This is a genomic window from Lacisediminihabitans sp. H27-G8, from assembly GCF_046156175.1.
Taxonomy (GTDB): Bacteria; Actinomycetota; Actinomycetes; order Actinomycetales; family Microbacteriaceae; genus Lacisediminihabitans.
The window spans coordinates 861,314-874,546 of sequence record NZ_JAYLVL010000001.1 but is presented as its reverse complement, the minus strand read 5'-3'; the positions used below and the strand labels follow the sequence as shown (position 1 = coordinate 874,546).

At 68.5% G+C, this 13,233-nt stretch carries 13 protein-coding genes; 6 read left to right on the top strand and 7 right to left on the bottom strand.

All coding sequences use genetic code 11. From position 1 onward, the window contains the following. Window positions 1-54: 54 nt before the first annotated feature. The 4 genes from VLI63_RS04205 to VLI63_RS04190 are packed head-to-tail and all read right to left on the bottom strand — an operon-like array spanning window position 55 to window position 3,517. Entirely contained in the window at window positions 55-675 is a 621-nt protein-coding gene (locus VLI63_RS04205) for a response regulator (protein ID WP_409155650.1), read from the bottom strand. Beyond that, the gene (locus VLI63_RS04200; RefSeq protein ID WP_409155649.1) at window positions 672-1,808 is read right to left on the bottom strand and encodes a sensor histidine kinase; all 1,137 of its coding nucleotides are present in this window, start codon (window positions 1,806-1,808) and stop codon (window positions 672-674) included. The genes VLI63_RS04205 and VLI63_RS04200 overlap by 4 nt, the downstream gene beginning before the upstream one ends. 24 nt (window positions 1,809-1,832) lie before the next feature. Next, window positions 1,833-2,576, bottom strand: coding sequence for an ABC transporter permease (locus VLI63_RS04195; RefSeq protein ID WP_409155648.1), 744 nt, complete (start codon window positions 2,574-2,576; stop codon window positions 1,833-1,835). 2 nt (window positions 2,577-2,578) lie between these two features. After that, window positions 2,579-3,517, bottom strand: a complete 939-nt coding sequence (locus VLI63_RS04190; RefSeq protein WP_409155647.1) for an ABC transporter ATP-binding protein — start codon at window positions 3,515-3,517, stop codon at window positions 2,579-2,581. A 150-nt stretch (window positions 3,518-3,667) separates the two neighbouring features. On the opposite strand from VLI63_RS04190, the gene smc reads away from it, so the two are divergent. From smc to lipA, 3 genes are all read left to right on the top strand, one after another. After that, entirely contained in the window at window positions 3,668-7,270 is a 3,603-nt protein-coding gene (smc, locus tag VLI63_RS04185) for a chromosome segregation protein SMC (protein ID WP_409155646.1), read from the top strand. A 429-nt stretch (window positions 7,271-7,699) separates the two neighbouring features. Then, entirely contained in the window at window positions 7,700-8,347 is a 648-nt protein-coding gene (lipB, locus tag VLI63_RS04180; protein ID WP_409155645.1) for a lipoyl(octanoyl) transferase LipB, read from the top strand. Continuing rightward, window positions 8,344-9,330 carry a lipoyl synthase gene (gene lipA, locus VLI63_RS04175; RefSeq protein WP_409155644.1) on the top strand — a complete coding sequence of 329 codons (987 nt, stop codon included), beginning with the start codon at window positions 8,344-8,346 and terminating at the stop codon, window positions 9,328-9,330. The genes lipB and lipA overlap by 4 nt, the downstream gene beginning before the upstream one ends. Before the next feature lie 8 nt (window positions 9,331-9,338). Here the strand turns inward: lipA and VLI63_RS04170 are convergent, their stop codons facing one another. Beyond that, entirely contained in the window at window positions 9,339-9,899 is a 561-nt protein-coding gene (locus tag VLI63_RS04170; protein ID WP_409155643.1) for a histidine phosphatase family protein, read from the bottom strand. Window positions 9,900-9,903: 4 nt separating this feature from the next. After that, window positions 9,904-10,872 (bottom strand): ketopantoate reductase family protein, encoded by a 969-nt coding sequence (locus VLI63_RS04165; protein ID WP_409155642.1) that lies wholly within the window; start codon window positions 10,870-10,872, stop codon window positions 9,904-9,906. A 145-nt stretch (window positions 10,873-11,017) separates the two neighbouring features. Between VLI63_RS04165 and ftsY the strand changes: the two genes are divergently transcribed. The 3 genes from ftsY to VLI63_RS04150 are packed head-to-tail and all read left to right on the top strand — an operon-like array spanning window position 11,018 to window position 12,546. After that, window positions 11,018-11,890 carry a signal recognition particle-docking protein FtsY gene (gene ftsY, locus VLI63_RS04160; RefSeq protein WP_185201180.1) on the top strand — a complete coding sequence of 291 codons (873 nt, stop codon included), beginning with the start codon at window positions 11,018-11,020 and terminating at the stop codon, window positions 11,888-11,890. Continuing rightward, a complete protein-coding gene (locus VLI63_RS04155; protein ID WP_409155641.1) occupies window positions 11,887-12,210 on the top strand; it encodes a hypothetical protein in 324 nt (107 codons plus the stop codon). The genes ftsY and VLI63_RS04155 overlap by 4 nt, the downstream gene beginning before the upstream one ends. Window positions 12,211-12,222: 12 nt before the next feature. After that, window positions 12,223-12,546: a cold shock domain-containing protein gene (locus VLI63_RS04150; RefSeq protein WP_409155640.1), complete on the top strand. Its 324-nt coding sequence runs from the start codon at window positions 12,223-12,225 to the stop codon at window positions 12,544-12,546. Between the two features lie 155 nt (window positions 12,547-12,701). On the opposite strand, the gene VLI63_RS04145 is transcribed toward VLI63_RS04150, so the two are convergent. Next, entirely contained in the window at window positions 12,702-13,214 is a 513-nt protein-coding gene (locus tag VLI63_RS04145; protein WP_354574761.1) for a gamma carbonic anhydrase family protein, read from the bottom strand. Between the last annotated feature and the right edge of the window lie 19 nt (window positions 13,215-13,233).

The following is a 13,233-nucleotide window of genomic DNA, read 5'->3' as shown; positions in this document are numbered from 1 at the left end:
GCCGACCAGATTACCCCCGGGCTGCGCTCTGCGACCTCGATCGATACCGAAGCGTTAGGAGAGCAGCCAGCCGTTGTCGGCGGCGATCCGCACGGCTTCGCTTCCGTTTCGCGCCCCGGTTTTGCCGATGGCGGAGGAGAGATGGTTCCGAACGGTGCCCTCCGAGAGGTGCAACTGCTTCGCGACATCCCCGATGCTCCCCTCGGATCGCAGCGCGAGCAGCACGTCGGTCTCCCGCGCGCTGAGTGGGGATCCGCCGGAGATGAGCGACTCGGTGGCCAGGGTGGGATCCACCACCCGCAACCCGGCGTGCACGCGGCGCACGGCATCCGCGAGCTGGTGCGAGGGGGTGTCCTTCACGACGAAACCGGATGCCCCCGACTCGAGCGCGCGCCGGAGGTAGCCCGGCCGACCGAAGGTCGTGACGATGAGCGATCGGCAGTCGAGGCCGGAGTCCCGCAGCTGGCGGGCGACCGCGAGACCGTCGAGGCCCGGCATCTCCACATCGAGCATGGCGACGGATGCCCCGGTGCCGGTCACCAGCTCGAGGACCTCGTCTCCGCGACCCGTCTGCCCGACGACCTCGATGTCTGGTTCCAGTGACAGCAGCGAAGCAAGGGCGCCACGCACCAGGGCCTGGTCGTCGGCGATCACGATGCGGATCGCCTCACTCACGCGGCACCGCGCACCACGAGTTGGAATCCACCCTGGGGGCTCTGCCCCACCAACAACTCTGCCGCCGCAGCGGCGCTGCGCTCGCGGAGGCCCCGAAGGCCATTGCCCGGCACGGGGGCATCGGAGAGCGTCGCGCCCGGCCCGCGCCCGTCGTCCGCCACGGTGAGGGAGCGGTGGTCGATGGTCACCCAGCATGCCGTGGCCCCCGAATGGCGGATCACGTTGGTGACCCCCTCGCGCAAGACCCAGGCGAACACTCCCTGCTGCCGGGGGTCGATCGCGGGCACCGACTCCGGCAGGTGGGACTGGATGCCGGCGGCCGCGAGAGCCGTCTTCGCCGCGACCAGCTCGGCATCCACCGTGGTCTCCCGGTAGTTGGAGACCGCGAGGCGCAGGTCGGCAAGGGCGCTGCGGGTGAGGCGTTCGATGTCCGCGATCTCGAGCTCTGCCTTCGCCGGATCGATGGTGATCAGCCGGCGGGCCAACTCCGACTTCATCGTGACCACGGTGAGGCTGTGGCCGAGCACGTCGTGGAGGTCACGGCTGAATCGCGCGCGCTCCTCCACGACGGCCAGCCGGGCGATCTCCTCGTTGGCCCCCCGCAGCGTGACGTTGGTGCGGGAGATCAGTCCGAGCCCGATGAAGGTCGCTGCACCCACCGCGGTCACCATCGGGGCGAAGACCAGTCCAAGGGTGAACCCGACGGAAGCCCCGATCGCCCCCTGCACCAGGATGACGAGCACCGAGAATCCGATCGCGAGCCGAAGCGGCAGGTTGATGAAGGCCACGAGCGAGACGACGAGCAGCCACATCCAGATCGCGACCGGACCGATCAGGGGAAAGAGCAGGAATGAGGCGGCCCAGTACGCGGCGACGGCGATCAGCCGGGTGCGGACGCTCTCGACCCAGAGGATCGGGCCGAGCAGCATGAACAGCGCGTAGAGCACTGCGAGAAGCAGGAGGCCGAGCACTTTCGAGACGACCGGGCCGTCGAGGAAGAGCACGTCGAACACGAGGATGACCTGCCAGATCAGGCCGGATCCGGCCCCGATGTACCAGGAGCGGGCACCGTGAGCGCGGAGTCGGTCGCGCAGGGGCATCCCTGGTTCGTTCGCTGCAGTCTCTGTCGACACGGTGTTCACCCTATTGCGAGCGGCTCAGGCGCGGGCGGCGTCGCGGCGATAGCGCCAGGTGATGAGGGCGGCGAGTGCGACGGTCCAGGCGGCGAGGACGACGATCGGCAGCAGGGCGTTGCCCGTGCCATCCGCCCCGATCTGGCCGAGCTTGTTGAGCCAGTACGAGGGCACCGTCTGCGCGATCGAGATCACCCAGGTGGGCATCACCTCGAGCGGGATCCACAGCCCGCCGAGGATCGCCATGCCGAGGAACACCACGGTGAAGAGGGGCTGGGCGAAGGAGGGGCGGGCGAACTGGCCGAGCGCCACGGCGATGAGAGCGAAGGGGATGACGCCGATCCAGATGCCCAGGATCGCGGTGAACCAGTGCAGGGCATCCATCCGCGCCCCGAGCACGATGATCGACACCGCGCAGAGGGCGATGATCGTGCCGAGCGCCACGAGCAGGGCAGCGGCGACCTTCGACACGAGGTAGCCGACCCCGGAGAGCGGTGTGATTCGCAATTGGCGGTTCCAGCCGATCGAACGCTCCGTGGTGATGGCGAAGGCCTGCGAGAGGGCGGCGAGCATTCCGCCGTAGGAGGCCATCTGCACGGTCGTGACGATGAGCCAGGGGAGGCCTGAGCGCTGCTCCTGCTGCCCACCCGAACCGTAGAGCGAGCCGAAGATGAGCAGCATCACCAGCGGGATCACGAAGGTGAAGGCGAGTGAGCGCACATTGCGCAGCTGTCGAAGGGACTCGAGGAGGATGTAGCGGAACGGCATGGTCAGACTGCTTTCGTGAGGAGCGACTGTGCGCTGGACTGTGGGGTGGTGGAGGTGAGGGCGAGGAATGCGTCATCCATCGTGTGGGCGGTGATCTCGATGTCGCGCGCCGTCGGCACGGCGGTGAGGAGGGCCCGAAGGGTGCGATCCGAGTCGTCCGTCCTGAGCGAGAAGCGGTCGCTCCTGCGGTCGAGGGAACGGATGCCCGGCAGCCGGGGGACCGCCGCGGCCGCGGCATCCGCGTCACCACGGTCGACTTCGAACCGGATGGTCCGGCCGGAGACCACCGACTTGACCTCGGCGGGGGTCCCGTCGGCGACGATCCGGCCGGCGCCCATGATCACGATGCGGTCGGCGAAGGAGTCCGCTTCGTCGAGGTAGTGGGTGGCGAAGACGACGGTGCGTCCCTCCTCGGTGAACTGTCGCATCGACAGCCAGAAATCCCGGCGGGATTCGACGTCCATGGCGGCGGTCGGCTCATCCAGGATCAGCAGTTGGGGGTCGGAGACCACCGCGACGGCGAATCGGGCACGCTGGAGCTGACCGCCGGAGAGCTTGCTGACGCGTCGGCCGGCGAGGTCGCGGATGCCCGCCCGCTCGAGCGCCTCCTCGACGGGGAGCGGGGCGCGATGGGCGCTGGCGACCAGGGCGACGGTCTGAGCGACCGAGAGGTCGGGAAGCAGCGCCCCGCCCTGCAGCATGGCGCCGACGCGCCCGTCGACGATTGCGGCCCGAGGGTCACCGTCGAACAGTCGGGCCGTGCCGGTGGTGGGGTGGGAGAGACCGAGGGCGAGATCGATGGTGGTGGACTTCCCCGCGCCGTTCGGCCCGAGGAGTGCCACGACCTCGCCGCGGTCGATGCTGAGGTCGACATCCACGACGGCGTGCACGGTGCCGAAGTTCTTCGAAAGGCCGGTGAGTTGAATCGCGGGAGCTGTCATAGGCCAAGCCTCCCGGTGCGCCCGCATCTCGCGCCACGACTCCTCTCACGCTCTCGCCGTGACTTTTGTCACCGGTGGCGCCTGCCGGGCATGCCCTCCCCTCTCCGGTACCGTTGACCCAGAAGTCGTCGAACGGAGAAGGGCAGGCCGGTGTATCTCAAGAGCCTGACTCTCAAAGGCTTCAAGTCCTTCGCCCAACCGACCACCTTCGCCTTCGAGCAGGGGGTGACCTGCGTCGTCGGGCCGAACGGCTCGGGCAAATCCAACGTGGTCGATGCCCTCGCCTGGGTCATGGGGGAGCAGGGTGCCAAGACCCTGCGCGGCGGCAAGATGGAAGACGTGATCTTCGCCGGAACGGCGACGAAGGGTCCCCTCGGTCGTGCAGAGGTCATCCTCACCATCGACAACGCGGACGGCGCGCTGCCGATCGACTACGCCGAGGTGACGATCTCGCGCACCCTGTTCCGAAACGGCGGAAGCGAGTACGCCATCAACGGTGACACCTGCCGGCTTCTCGACGTGCAGGAGTTGCTGAGCGACTCCGGCCTCGGGCGGGAGATGCACGTGATCGTGGGCCAGGGACAGCTCGACGCCGTGCTTCACGCGAGCCCGGAAGAGCGCCGGGGGTTCATCGAGGAAGCCGCGGGCATCCTCAAGCATCGTCGCCGCAAAGAGAAGACGATCCGCAAGCTCGACGCCATGCAGGCGAATCTCACCCGGTTGTCGGACCTGGCCGGGGAGATCCGTCGCCAGTTGAAGCCTCTCGGTCACCAGGCCGAGATCGCCAAGGAAGCCCAGTCGATCGCGTCGATCGTGCGGGATGCGCGGGCCAGACTGCTGGCGGACGAGGTCGTCACCCTGCGCGCCGCCATCACGGCGTCGACCCGAAGCGAGAGCGAGCGCAAGACCGAGCGCATCGTGCTGCAGGAGCAGCTCGACCAGGCGAAGCTGCGCGAGCACCGCATCGAACAGTCGCAGGAGGGGGATGCGGTGGACGTCGCCCGACGCACCGCGTTCGGGCTCGAATCGGTGCAGGAGCGGCTGCGCAACCTGTATTCCCTCGCCAATCAACGCCTCTCCCTGCTCGGCCAGCAGGCCGACGGACCGGACGCGGCGCCGGGCGTCACCCGCCAGATGGTGGCCGATGCCGAAGACGAGGTCGAGCGCATCGCGGCGACGATAGTCGACGCCGAGGCGGCCTGGCAGGACACTCGGGCAGCCACGACCGCGGCGAGAGCCAACCTCGACGGGCTCGACGAGCAGATCGCCTACCAGTCCTCCCTCGTCTCCCGCCACGACCTCGAAATCTCCAAGCTCACCGGGCAGAAGGACAGCGCGGCCTCTCGCCTCGCCGCGGTGCGCGGAGAGGTACTTCGTCAGCAGAATGCGCTCGACGCGGCGCGCGAGCGACGCGAGACCGCCCAGATCGCCTTCGTGGCGCTCGAGGCCGAAGCCGTGTTGTCCGATACCGGTGAGACGGATCTCGACGCCGCCTACGAGAGCGCCCAGGCCGAGGTCGTCGACGCCGAGGCCGAGATCGACCGCTTGCGCGAAGCCCTGCATGGAAACGAGAGGGAGCGCGATGCCCTTGCGGCGCGTGTCAGTGCCCTGTCATCCGCGATGGACCAGAAGGACGGTTCGAGTGCGCTCGTCGCAGCCCGGCTCGACGGCATCCAGGGGCTCGTCGCCGAGCACGTGCAGGTGCAGCCCGGATATGAGGCCGCGATCGCCGCGGCCCTCGGCTCGCTCACCGATGCCGTGCTCGCCGACAGCCGGGATGCGGCATTCGATGCGCTCGAGTACTCCGCGCGGAACGATCTCGGACGGGTCGAGGTTGTACTCAGCGAAACGAAGCAGTCTCCTCAGAGCGCCCGAGACCTCGGTGACGGCACCGTCGCCGCAGCCCAGGTCGTCACCGCGCCTGGCGGGGTGAAGCTGCTGCTCAGCGGCATCCTGATCTCGGACGATCTGCCCACGGCACGCTCGGCCTGGTCACGGCTCGAGGCCGGCTCCGGCGCCACCATCATCACCAAGGCGGGGGATGTGCTCTCGGAGTACGTGCTCCGCGGCGGGTCCGGCGCCAAACGATCGCGCCTCGAGCTCGTGGCCGACCGGGACGCCGCCCAGCACCGCCTCGACGAAGTCACCTCGCTCATCGACCGGGCGCGGTTCGCCCTCGCCGAGCAGCGCGGGCGTCTCGAGGTCGCCAAGGAACAGTCGAGTCGCGCCCTCGCCGCGCTTCGCCAGTTCGATTCTCAGCTTGCGGCCCAGACCGAGAAGCTCAACCGCGTGCGTGTGCAGGTGGAGGCGGCCGCGGCGGAGGCGGAGCGGCTGGAGCGCGGGCTCGCCCTCGCCACGGACTCCGTGACGGATGCCGCCTCTGCCGCCGAACGCGCCGCCCAGGAACTCGGGACTTTCGTCTCCCGCCCGCGCCCCATCCTCGACGTGGCCGCCCGCGAGGGCGTGCTCGCCGACCTGGATGAGGCGCGCGAGCGCGAAGTGGAGGCGCGGCTGCAGGTGGAGACCGCGCGGGAGCGCGCGCGGGCCGAGCAACTGCGCGCGGTGCAGCTGAAGCGCCAGTTGGAGGCCGAGCGCGAGGCGGCCGACGAAGCCGCTCGTCGCGCGGTGATCCGTCGGCGGCAGGCCGCCTCAGCCCAGACGGTGATCGATGCCCTTCCGGCGGTGCTGGATGCCGTGGACCGTTCGGTTTCCGAGGCCCGGGTGCAGCTCGCTTCGCGGGAGTCCGAGCGCGCGGCCCAGAACGAGGAGCTTGCCGAGTTGCGCCGGGGAGAGAATGCCCTGCGTGAACGACTCACCTCGATCAGCGAGGGCGTGCACGCGCTCGAGATGCAGGTGTACGAGAAGAAGCTCCACCTCTCGACGCTGCTGGAGCGTGCCGGCGAAGAGCTCGGTCTGGTCGAAGACGTGCTCGTGGCCGAGTACGGCCCCGAGCAGCCGGTGCCGGTCGATGGTGGTCTCGATACGCGGCCTCCTTCGTCGGGCGCTACCTCGCCGGCGGTCGCCTCCGATGGTCGGATAGGGAGCGCCAGCGAGCGTATCGAGTCCTCGCCGGCGGACGGCATCCCGTTCGTGCGTGCCGAGCAGGAGGCACGACTCGCCAAAGCCGAGCGCAAGCTCGCGCAGCTCGGTCGGGTCAACCCGCTCGCCCTCGAGGAGTTCGCCGCCCTCGAGCAGCGCCATAAGTTCCTCACCGAGCAGCTCACCGACCTCACCTCCACCCGCACCGACCTGCTCACGATCATCGGCGAGATCGACGAGAAGATGGAGGACATCTTCTCGAGCGCCTTCGAAGACACCCGAGAGGCCTTCAACACGGTGTTCCCGATCCTGTTCCCGGGAGGAACCGGGAGCATCTTCCTCACCGATCCCGACAGCATGTTGACAACGGGTATCGAGGTCACCGTGCGGCCGGCCGGAAAGAAGATCGAACGGCTGTCCCTGCTGAGCGGTGGTGAGCGATCCCTCGCTGCGGTCGCTCTGCTGATCGCCATCTTCAAGGCCCGCCCGAGCCCGTTCTACATCATGGACGAGGTCGAGGCGGCGCTCGATGACGCCAACCTCGGCCGACTACTGCAGATCTTCGAAGACCTGCGCCAGACTTCGCAGCTCATCGTCATCACCCATCAGAAGCGCACGATGGAGATCGCGGATGCGCTCTACGGCGTGAGCATGCGCGCCGACGGCATCAGCGCGGTGGTCGGCCAGCGGGTGAAAGCGGAGCAGGCAAGCTAGCCCCCGGCGCCCCGGCGCCCCGGCGCCCCGGCGCCCCGGCGCCCCGGCGCCCTTGCGCTCCTGCGCTCCTGCGTTCCTGCGCCCTTGCGGCGTTGCGGCTTGTGCGGGTTGCGGCCCTGCGGCTTGTGCGGGTTGTGCGCCTGCGGGCCCGCACACCTGGGCAATCCGCGCCGAGTTGCATTCTTTTGTGGGTTGAACGGCCGAGCAGGTCGCAGAAGCGTGCAACTCGATGATTCTTCGCCCACCGCGGCAGCTCACGGCGGTCGCCCCCGGCCGGAGCCCACCGCGGCAGCTCACGGCGGTCGCCCGGCCGGAGCCCTCGGCAGTAACACCCGGCAGGAGCCCCCGGTATGAGGCCGACGAGCGCAACCCGAACGCCGATCCGCGAGGGTTGTTGGACTGCGTCCATTAAATGCCTACACTTGCCCCATGGCCGATATCGTCGTCGCCGGACTCGCACCGGACCTCCTGCCCTACCCCGAGGCGCTCGCGCTGCAGCGCAGCATCCACTCCGCCGTGGTGGAGGGAACCCGGCCCGACACCGTGCTGCTGCTGGAGCATCCTTCGGTCTACACCGCCGGCACCCGCACCGAGGCCAGCGAACGCCCGGATGACGGTTCCCCGGTCATCGACGTCGACCGCGGGGGCAAGATCACCTGGCACGGACCGGGCCAGCTCGTGGGCTACCCCATCCTGCGCCTGCACGACCCGGTCGACGTCGTCGCCTACGTGCGCCGGCTCGAGGAACTGCTCATCGACGTGATCGCCCACTTCGGAGTCACCGGGGTGAGAGTCGCCGGGCGATCGGGGGTCTGGATCATCGACGGCGCGCGCGAGGAGAAGATCGCTGCCATCGGCATCCGCGTCGCGGGCGGCGTCACGATGCACGGATTCGCGCTCAACTGCAGCAATTCCCTCGACGCCTACGCGCACATCGTGGCCTGCGGCATCCGCGATGCGGGAGTCACCACGATCAGCCGCGAGCTCGGCCGCGAGGTCACCCCCGAAGACGCGGCGCGGGTGGTCACGGAGCGGTTCGATGCTCTCGTCTCCGAGACCGTGGCGGTGTCCGCATGACCGCGGCCCCCGAAGGACGGCGGATGCTGCGCCTCGAGATCCGTAACACCGAGACCCCGATCGAGCGGAAGCCCCCGTGGATCAAGACGGTGGCGCGCCAGGGCCCGGAGTATCTCGAACTGCAGAAGCTCGTGAAGGACGAGGGCCTGCACACGGTGTGCCAGGAGGCCGGATGCCCCAACATCTACGAGTGCTGGGAAGACCGCGAGGCCACCTTCCTCATCGGCGGATCCCAGTGCACCCGCCGCTGCGACTTCTGCCAGATCGACACCGGTAAGCCGGCGGACTACGACACTGACGAACCGCGTCGCGTCGCTGACTCGGTGCTCAGCATGCGGCTTCGCTACGCCACAGTGACGGGTGTCGCCCGGGATGACCTGCCCGATGAGGGCGCCTGGTTGCACGCCGAGACGGTGCGTCGCATCCACGAGGTGAACCCCGGCACGGGGGTCGAGATCCTCGCCACCGACTTCTCCGGCAACCCCGACCTGCTTGCCGAGGTGTTCTCCTCGCGCCCGGAGGTCTTCGCCCACAATGTCGAGACGGTGCCGCGGCTGTTCAAGCGCATCCGTCCCGCGTTCCGCTACGAACGCTCGCTCGGCGTCATCACGAGCGCACGCGAGGCTGGGCTCATCACCAAGTCCAACCTGATCCTCGGAATGGGGGAGGAGCGCGCGGAGATCAGCCAGGCGCTGCAGGACCTCCACGACGCGGGCACCGACATCATCACGGTCACCCAGTACCTGCGCCCGACCGCCCGGCACCTGCCCGTCGCACGCTACCTTCCGCCGCAGGAGTTCATCGAGATCAAGGAGGAGGCCGAGGAGATCGGGTTCCTCGGGGTGCTCGCCGGCCCGCTGGTGCGGTCGTCGTACCGCGCCGGGCGCCTGTGGGCGCAGTCGATGAAGCGCAAGGGGCTCGAGCTGCCCGAGGAGCTCGCGCACCTCGCGGACACCGAGCTCGGGTTCGCTCAGGCGGTCTGAGCGACGACTCAGGTGGTGACGAGAGCCTCGTCGTTGACGGTGTGCACGCGCCATCCCTCGCCCATGCGCTCGAAGGTGGCGGTCGCCCCGTTTTCGATGCCGGGGAGTTGCTGGCCGGCGAGGGCACCCAGCGTGTAGCGGATGATCGTGCCGTGGCAGACGATGACGACATTCGCGTCGCCGTAGTCGTCGGCGATGTGATCCAGGGCAGCGATGCCCCGCGCCACGACAGAGTCGAGACTCTCCAGCCCGGGATAGTCGTGATCCGGCCACTTGGCCTCGATGTCTTCTGCGGTCGCCCCTTCGCCGTCACCATAGTGGCGCTCGACGAGCTCGTCGTAGCTCGGCCCCAGTGTGATGCCGAGGCCGTCGGCGATGATCTGGGCCGTCTCGCGGGCACGGCTGAGCGGGGAGCTCACCACCGCGTCCCAGCGCGTGCCGGAGAGCACGTCGACGGCCTGCCGAGCCTGCTCCCGACCGGTGTCGTTGAGAGGGATGTCGGAAGAGCCCTGGAGCCGCAGCTCACGGTTCCACTCGGTCTGGCCATGGCGGATGAAGGCGAAAGTCACCCCTCTAGTCTGCCCTGCCCGACGGTGGAGTTCGGTTCGGTCGCGGAGTCCGGAGGCTGGAGACGAGCTCATCCAAGGACGGCGTCGCGCCAGAATGGTCGCCGAGAGCAGCCCTCAGCTCCGAGACGCGGGATGACAGCCAGCCGGCCGTGTCCCTGGCATGGGCGCCGAACCAGAGCTCACCGCGTTGGTCGCGCAGCACCCGGTGCCAGTGGGCGAGATCGACCTGTGTCGGCAGATGCCGGTAGATCAGCCGGAGGTCCGGGGCGATGTCGCTGTTGCCCTGATCGTGCAGCACGGTGAACGCCTCCCGGGTGGCAGCGACCATGAGCCGGAGGGTGTCATCGTCGTGGGAGAGGCGTACCGGGTCGCCGCCCACGCGCTGGAGCGCGCAGTCGATCGGCACCATGAAGGCGTCTCGAGCACGCATCCAATGGGCGAAATTCGTGCTGATCACCGTCGGGAATCCCGCGATGCTGAACTCCGTCTGGATGTTGCGGACGCGCGTGGTCATCGCTCCGTCCGGTTCGCTCAGGACCGTCTTCTGCCGATCGATCTGGGCGAAGCGGGTGATCGAGCCCTCCCGAACACCGCTGACCGAGGGAAACCCGAACAGCGCTCGCGAACCGAGGCCTTCGACGAGCTGGGTCTGGTGAGGGGCGAGATCACCGAGGAAGAGCACATCCGAGCCGTCGGTCATGCTGCGGAGCAGGGGGAGAGTGCCGAGCAACTGTGACGGCCGGACCGCCACCACGACCAGTTCGAAGGTCTCGGTCTCGGGGATCCGGTCGATGGCTCGGATGTCGAAGACGCTGCTCGTCTCCACCAGCGGCTCATCGACGACAAGGCCGTCGGCGCGCAGCTCGGACAGCCGAGCGCCTCGGTCGAGCAGCGTCACATCGCTCCCGACGCCGAGCAGTCGGGCCGCATACGCGCTCCCGATGACGCCCGCACCACAGACCAGGACTCGCAACGGCGATCTCCCTTCGGCGCAGAACGGTGTGCCCGTGCTCACCCAACCACATCTCGAGCGTCGTCACCGCCGCCGGGCGCTGCCGAGCAGCGCGTGTCGATCCGGAAGCGCCGGTGCCGTTGTGGCCGGTCGGTAACATAGGCCTATGGCTTCTCCCTGGTCCCTATCGGGCGCTCTCAAGGGCATGTTCGCTCGCAAGACCATCGACGACGAGACCTGGGACGACCTCGAAGACGCCCTGATCACCGCCGATTTCGGTCCGGATCTCACCGAGGCGATCATCGAGGAGCTGCGCGCGAGCGTCAAGCGCTTCAACACCACCGACCCTGTCGACCTCAAGCGGATGCTGCGCGAGACCCTCGAGGAGCGGCTCGCCCGCCTCAATCCCACCCTCACCCTCAGCGCCCGTCCGGCGGTGGTGCTCGTCGTCGGTGTCAATGGCGTCGGCAAGACCACCACCATCGGCAAGTTCGCGAAGTTCCTCGGTGGCTACGGCCGAAGTGTCATCGTGGGTGCGGCCGACACCTTCCGGGCCGCGGCCGTCGAGCAGCTGGCCACCTGGGCGGAGCGCGGCGGGGCCGCCATCCAGCGTCCGCAGCAGCAAGGGCAGGATCCGGCATCCGTCGCCTTCCAGACCGTGGAGCGGGCGCAACGGGAGGGCATCGACATCGTGCTGATCGACACAGCTGGCCGGCTGCAGACCAAGAGCGGCCTGATGGACGAGCTCGCGAAGATCCGCCGGGTGATCGAGAAGCAGACCGAGATCGCGGAGGTGTTGCTCGTTCTCGATGCCACCACCGGACAGAACGGGCTCGCTCAGGCCGAGGCTTTCATCGAGCATGCCGGGGTGACCGGACTCGTGCTCACCAAGCTCGACGGTTCGGCGAAGGGGGGATTCGTGCTCTCGGTGCAGGAGAAGACAGGCATTCCGATCAAGCTCGTCGGGCAGGGTGAGGGCATCGGCGACCTGACCGGATTCACCCCGCACGTGTTCGTGCAGAATCTCATCGGGTCGTGAGCATGTCCCGGATCGAGACTCCGTCGGAGCGTGCCTACAGCCGGGTGGCGCTCGTCTCGCTCACCCTCGCCGTCGTCGGGGTCGGACTGGCCATCTGGGGTTTTGTCAGCGGAATCGATGCGACGCTCAACGGGGCGGGAGCCATCAGCACGAGCATCGTGATCTTCTACGTGGGATCGGCGGTGCTCTTCGTGGCCCTCGTGCTCGCGATCATCGGGCTCGTGCGGTCCGAGTCGAAGATGGTGCCGACCGTTGCGCTGGCGGTCTGCCTGATCCCGATCGCCGCGATCATCGTGATCGCGCTGGCGGATCGGCGCTAGCCGCCTCGCCTCGTGTCAAGCCTCGGAACCGTCGCACAGTGGTCGGACGAAGACGGCTGGGGCGTGATCGCCTCGGGTGAAACCCCGGGCGGGTGTTGGACGCACTTCTCCGCTCTCGAAATGCCGGGGTATCGCAGCCTCGACGTCGGTGAGCTGGTCGATTTCCACTGGGAAGCCAGCGATCAAGACGGCTTTGCCTACCGCGCGGTGCGGGTGCAGCCCCGTCGCCCTCGTACCGGCGAGACTCCGACCATCATCGAGACACCGACCGTCCCGGCGTCTGCAGCTGCCCCCTATCGCAGCACTCTCAGGATCACGCCGTCCCAACGTGAGTAGCAGCTCCTGTCAGCAGCACCCGTGCGCACCCCCATGTGCATAACTCCTGCTATCTGGGCCCGGTGGCGTCTACGCCCCCCGGGTTTGCGGGCATGCCGAGTTGCCGCCAGAAAATCTGCAGGAGTTGTGCCGGAGGGTGCGCAGCGCGCGGGGATCTAGAGCGCGGCGTGCTTTCGGCTGAGCTCGACATAGTGCGCGGCGTTTGCGACGACCCCGGCGAATTCCTCATCCGTGAGTTCGCGGCGCACCTTGGCGGGAACCCCGGCGACGAGCGATCGAGGCGGGATGATGCTGCCCTCGAGCACCACGGCGCCCGCGGCCACGAGAGAGCCGGCGCCGATCACGGCGCCGTTGAGCACGGTGGCGCTCATGCCGATCAGGCAATCGTCTTCGACGGTGCAGCCGTGAAGCACCGCGGAATGACCGACGCTCACACGCTCACCGACCGTGGTCGGCTTGCCCCCGTCGCAGTGCACCGCGACGTTGTCCTGCAGGTTGCTTCCCGCTCCGATCGTGATCGAGTCGGAGTCGGCGCGGAGCACCGCTCCGTAGAACACACTCGAGTCCGCCGCGAGAGTGACCCTCCCGATGAGCGTCGCGTTCGGGGCGACCCAGGCGGAGGCATCGACTTCGGGAGTGTGGCCGTCGAAAGGCAGGACGAGTGTCATCCGTTCAGGCTAGCGCGGC